This window comes from Vibrio sp. Vb0349, assembly GCF_033338975.1.
The window spans coordinates 1-1,045 of sequence record NZ_JAWOTS010000442.1; the positions used below are offsets into that span (position 1 = coordinate 1).

1 protein-coding gene is annotated in these 1,045 nt (G+C 46.5%); it reads right to left on the reverse strand.

The genetic code is table 11. From position 1 onward, the window contains the following. Positions 1–33: 33 nt before the first annotated feature. Positions 34–1,045: 2-oxoglutarate dehydrogenase complex dihydrolipoyllysine-residue succinyltransferase (gene odhB / locus R7Q47_RS26465; protein ID WP_318090287.1), on the reverse strand; the 1,012-nt coding region annotated here is incomplete at its 5' end.

A 1,045-nucleotide genomic window follows, 5' to 3' on the forward strand; every position in this document is an offset into this window, starting at 1 on the left:
AGCCACCCAAGGTAACTAGACGTTTTAGCGATATTAAACGTCTAATAGGAGACGCGCTGGATCTTCTAGTAGCTCTTTAATCGTTACTAGGAAGCCAACTGACTCACGGCCATCGATCAAACGGTGGTCGTAAGATAGCGCTAGGTACATCATCGGTAGGATTTCAACTTTACCGTTTACAGCCATCGGGCGTTCTTGGATTTTATGCATACCAAGGATTGCCGATTGCGGTGGGTTGATGATAGGCGTAGACATTAGAGAACCGAACACACCACCGTTAGTGATAGTGAAGTTACCACCCATTAACTCATCAACTGTTAGCTTGCCATCACGACCTTTGATCGCTAGCTCTTTGATGCCTTTTTCAACATCTGCAAAGCCAAGTTTGTCACAGTCTTTTAGCACTGGAGTTACTAGACCGCGTGGCGTTGATACCGCCATGCTAATGTCAAAGTAGTTGTGGTAAACGATGTCATCACCATCGATTGATGCATTTACTTCTGGGTAACGTTTTAGTGCTTCTGTCACTGCTTTAACATAGAAAGACATGAAGCCAAGACGAATACCGTGACGCTCTTCGAACTGGTCTTTGTATTGCTTACGAAGATCCATGATTGGCTTCATGTTCACTTCGTTAAACGTCGTTAGCATTGCGGTGCTGTTTTTCGCTTCCAACAGGCGGTTTGCAACCGTCTTACGTAGGCGAGTCATTGGCACACGCTTCTCACTACGAGCGGTTGCTGGTGCTTCAACTGCTGGAGCATCAGCTTTTGGAGCCGCTTTAGCGTTTGCTAGATGCGCTTCGATATCTTCACGAGTAATACGACCGCCAACACCAGTACCTTTAACTTGGTATGCTTCTAGACCATGTTCCGCAAGTAAACGACGAACGGCAGGGCTAAGTGCATCATTACTTTCTTCAGTCAGTGTCGCTTTGTGACGCTTATCTGGAGAAGCTTCTGTTGCTTCTGTTTTGTCTGCGGTTGGCTCGCCCGCAACAGCGCCGGCTTTCAATTTAGCAAGAAGTTGCTTTGAAAGTACCGTT